Genomic DNA, 3,671 nt, shown 5'->3' with positions numbered 1-3,671 from the left:
CCCGCGGCGCCGGCGAAGGCGGCGGCCGACACGGTGCGCGCCAGCGCGGCGTCGGCGTCGCCGGCGGCCCCGGCGCCGCCCCCCGTCCCCGTCGAGCCGCCCGGGTTCGCCGACCGGGTGCGGATGCTGGTCGCGACGGCCTACGAATGGGTGCGCGTCAAGCTCGGCGGCGCCCCGGCACCGGTCCTCCCGCCGGCGGGGGCGCTCGCCCAGGGCGGCGACTCGGTCCCGCTGCCGACGCGCGGCGAGCTGGTGGGGGTCTGGTCGCACGGCGACCGGCGCTCCTCGCTCGGCGACTCGCTGACGCTCGAGCTGCGCGCCGACGGCGCCGCGCGGCTCGCGGAGCGGCGCTTCTCGCTCGACCGCGGCAACCAGTGGTCGCTCGCGCGCCCGCAGCGCGTCGGCTCGTGGGCGGTGCGCGGCTCGGACGGCACGCGCCCCGAGCTGTGCATCACCTGGCACCAGCCGGCGCCGCCTGTGAGCACGTGCGAACGGGTGCAGCGCGACTCGCTCCCCGGCGGCCGGATCCTCACGTACGGCGGGCGGCACTGGCGGGAGCAGCTGGCGCCGGCGCCCAAGCCCGAGCGGGCGGTCAGCCGCCGACGCAGAGCTCCCGGGTCGAGTAGCTGAGCAGCCAGGGGTGGTCGCGCATGCGGTCCACCCCGAGCAGCACCGCCGGCCGCCCGTCGAGCCCGAACGGCCGGAACACCGGGAGGTCGCTGAGGCGCACGTCGCCGGCGGCGAGCGGCGTTCCCGCCACGGCGAGCGTCACCCCCGTCGCCGCGTGGCGCGCGACCTTCTGCCCCTCGAGCCCCGACGCGCTCCCCGACGCGCGGACGCGCGGGTCGTTCTCGGCGCTCAGCCCCATCGCGCGCGCGGCCGGCCAGTTGAGGTAGGTGTTCGCGGCGCCGGTGTCCCAGATCCCCGGCACGATCGAGTCGCCCACCTGCACGTCGACGACGGCGAAGGCCGCCGGGGCGCGCCGCAGCGGGATGCAGCGCATCCCGGCCGCCCACGCGACCTCGGGACGGCGCGGCGGCGCCCCGTCCTCGGCGCGCGCGTGCAGGCGGAGGCGTCCGCCGGGGAGGTCGAACTCGACGTCGAAGCGGGCGAGCACGTCCTGCCCGAGCACGCCGTCGATCGGGCGGCTGGAGAGGGTGCCGAAGCGCGCCAGGTCCTGCACCACCGCGCGCACCGAGAAGGCGCGCCCGGCGACGACCAGCGAGTCGAGCGGCACCATGCGCATGGGCGCGCTGCCGGCGGCCCCGACCACGTTGGTGGCCACGCCGCCCGAGGCCGGGGCGTGCTTCGGCGCGACCACGCTCGCGCCCGCCGCCGCGTCGACCACGAAGCGCAGCGAGTCGCGCCCCGGGAGCGCGACGAGCACGACCGGGTAGGGCCCGTCCATGGCCATCGGCAGCTCGAGCACGGCGGCCGGGGCGCGGGGTGCCGGGGCGCCGGGTGCGGACGCGGGGCCGCCGGCGCCGCCGAGCAGGGTCAGCAGCGGCGCCGCGAGGGCGCGGAACAGGCTGGGCATGGGCATGGCCGATCTGTCACCCCCGAGAGACGGCGGAGTTGCAGCCGGGGCGTGCCGCACCTCACCGGAGCCTGACGAGCGACCCCCCGTCCGAGGTTTCCGCCCCGTGCGCCGCGGGATATTGTAGGGCCGAAGTCCCACTCCCCACGAGAGAGGAACCCCGATGCGCATCACCCCCCGCCCCGCCCTGGCGCTGGCGGCGCTCCTGGTCGCCGCCCCCGCCCTCGCCCAGGACGCGTCCCGCGCCGTCGCCGGCGGCGGCGTCTCCGTCGCCGGCTGGACCGGCCGCGTCGACGCCAACGAGGCGAAGGCCGGCCAGACGCTGCAGAACGCCAAGTTCGAGAAGATGGGCGACGGCATGCACGTGACGACCGGCCCGGCCGCCACGTACTGGAACCCGGCCAACACCGCCAGCGGCGACTACACGGTGAAGGCGACGTTCCGCGAGCCGAAGTACATGGCGCACAACAACCACCCGCATCCGTACGGCATCGTGATCGGGGGGAACGACCTCGGGACCGACAAGGAGTCGTACCTGTACTGCGCCGCCTACGGCAACGGGAACTTCATCGTGCGCGGCTTCGGGCCCGAGCCGTTCCAGGTGAACGGCCGCCGCGGCGAGACCAACGCCGCCGTGAAGAAGGCCGCCGCCGCCGGCGAGACCGTCACGCAGGAGATCGCGATGTCGGTGAAGGGCGACAAGGTCGAGTGCGCGATCAACGGCACCGTCGTCGGCAGCTACCCGAAGGCCGACCTCGTGGCCGCCGGGAAGCTCAAGTCGACCGACGGCGTCTACGGCATCCGCTTCGGCCACAACACCGAGGCGCACGTCTCGGGGCTGACGGTCACCAAGCCGTAGGCGGCCCGCGCGAGCGCGGCGACGGGGGGCGGCGGCGAGATTCCTCGCCGCCGCCCCTCAGCGCAGGTAGGGCGGGACGTTCCGCGCCACGCGCCACAGCTCCGCGTCGGTGAGCGGCACCTGGTCGCGGAACGCGGCCCACGCGACCGGCGCGGTCTGGTGGCCGATCAGCCCCCCGTCGGAGCCGTACAGGACGCGATCGAGCCCGATGGTGCGCATGTGGCGCGCCGCCGCGGCGAGCAGCGCCGGCGCGCGCGGGCCGGCGTGCTGCATCATCAGGCCGACCTCGGCGACGTCGAACCAGAGGCGCCGCGCCGCGGGGTCCCCGGCCGCCACCGCCGCCGCGAAGGCGGCCAGCGCGCCCTCCGAGTACCCGCCGCCGCCCCACAGGTGCGCCACCTGCACCGGCACGTCGGGCGCGGCGCCGACCACGCGGTCGAGGAAGGTGCGCACGTGAGCGGCGGCGTCGGCGCCCCGGTTGTTGCCGACGTGCACGACGAGCGGCAGCGCGCGCGCGTTCGCAGCCGCCGCCACCGCCCGCACGCGCTCCACGTGCGCGGGGACGCCGAGGTCGACGCGCGACTCGTCGAGGTGCAGCTTGAGCCCGCGGAAGGCGCGGGCGTCGGCGCAGCGCGCGACCTCCGCCTCCGCGAACGGCTCCAGCGGGTTCACGGCGCAGAACGCGACCAGGCGGTCGGGGAAGCGCGCCGCCTGCGCCGCCGTCCAGTCGTTCTCGGCGCGCACGCGCGCGCGGCGCCGCTCGGGCGTGTCGGCCGCGCCCTGCAGGTCCATCGCGCCGCCGAACGCGAACGCGCCCGAGAGCACCACCGCGCGCCGGATGCGCGCCGAATCGAGCATCGCGACCAGCTGCGCCGCGTCGATGGTGGGCTGCGCCGGAACGCGGCGCGGCACCGGCGATTCCGCGACGATGCGCCACGCCCCGTCGGGACCGCGCGCGAGCGTGAGGTCGAACCAGCCGCCCGGCGGCGCGTCCGGCGGCGCACCGACCGCGCGCAGGTGCCCCGCCACGTGCGCCACCCGCGCGTCCGCCGTCACGCGCACCGGCTCCAGTCGGTAGGCGCGCGCGAAGCGCCGCCCGTCGGCGAGGTACGCCGCGATCGTCGCGGGGCCGCGCGCCCACCCCGAGCCCGGGTTCCCCGCCAGCTGCACGACCGCGTCGGGCGCGTAGAGCGCGGCGAGCGCGCGCGGGTCGTTCCACGCCGCCTCGCGCCGGCGCAGCAACGCGGCGACGTCGGCCGGCGCCGCGACCGGCGG

General features: G+C 77.6%; 3 protein-coding genes and 1 pseudogene. 2 read left to right on the top strand and 2 right to left on the bottom strand.

What is annotated here, in order from left to right; all coding sequences use genetic code 11:
• Nucleotides 1-630: pseudogene (locus PYV61_RS22520) on the top strand (hypothetical protein); the annotation flags it as partial.
• On the opposite strand, the gene PYV61_RS22515 reads toward PYV61_RS22520, so the two are convergent.
• Nucleotides 593-1,537 carry a hypothetical protein gene (locus PYV61_RS22515; RefSeq protein ID WP_275835903.1) on the bottom strand — a complete coding sequence of 315 codons (945 nt, stop codon included), beginning with the start codon at nucleotides 1,535-1,537 and terminating at the stop codon, nucleotides 593-595. The pseudogene PYV61_RS22520 and the gene PYV61_RS22515 overlap by 38 nt on opposite strands.
• A 163-nt stretch (nucleotides 1,538-1,700) precedes the next feature.
• On the opposite strand from PYV61_RS22515, the gene PYV61_RS22510 reads away from it, so the two are divergent.
• The gene (locus PYV61_RS22510) at nucleotides 1,701-2,396 is read left to right on the top strand and encodes a hypothetical protein (RefSeq protein WP_275835902.1); all 696 of its coding nucleotides are present in this window, start codon (nucleotides 1,701-1,703) and stop codon (nucleotides 2,394-2,396) included.
• Between the two features lie 57 nt (nucleotides 2,397-2,453).
• Here PYV61_RS22510 and PYV61_RS22505 read toward each other — a convergent pair.
• The coding region (locus PYV61_RS22505) for an amidohydrolase family protein (RefSeq protein WP_275835900.1) at nucleotides 2,454-3,671 on the bottom strand (1,218 nt) is incomplete at its 5' end.

The organism is Roseisolibacter sp. H3M3-2 (assembly GCF_029211165.1).
Classification (GTDB): domain Bacteria; phylum Gemmatimonadota; class Gemmatimonadetes; order Gemmatimonadales; family Gemmatimonadaceae; genus Roseisolibacter.
The sequence above is the reverse complement of the archived record's forward strand: the minus strand, read 5'-3'. Positions and strand labels throughout refer to the sequence as shown.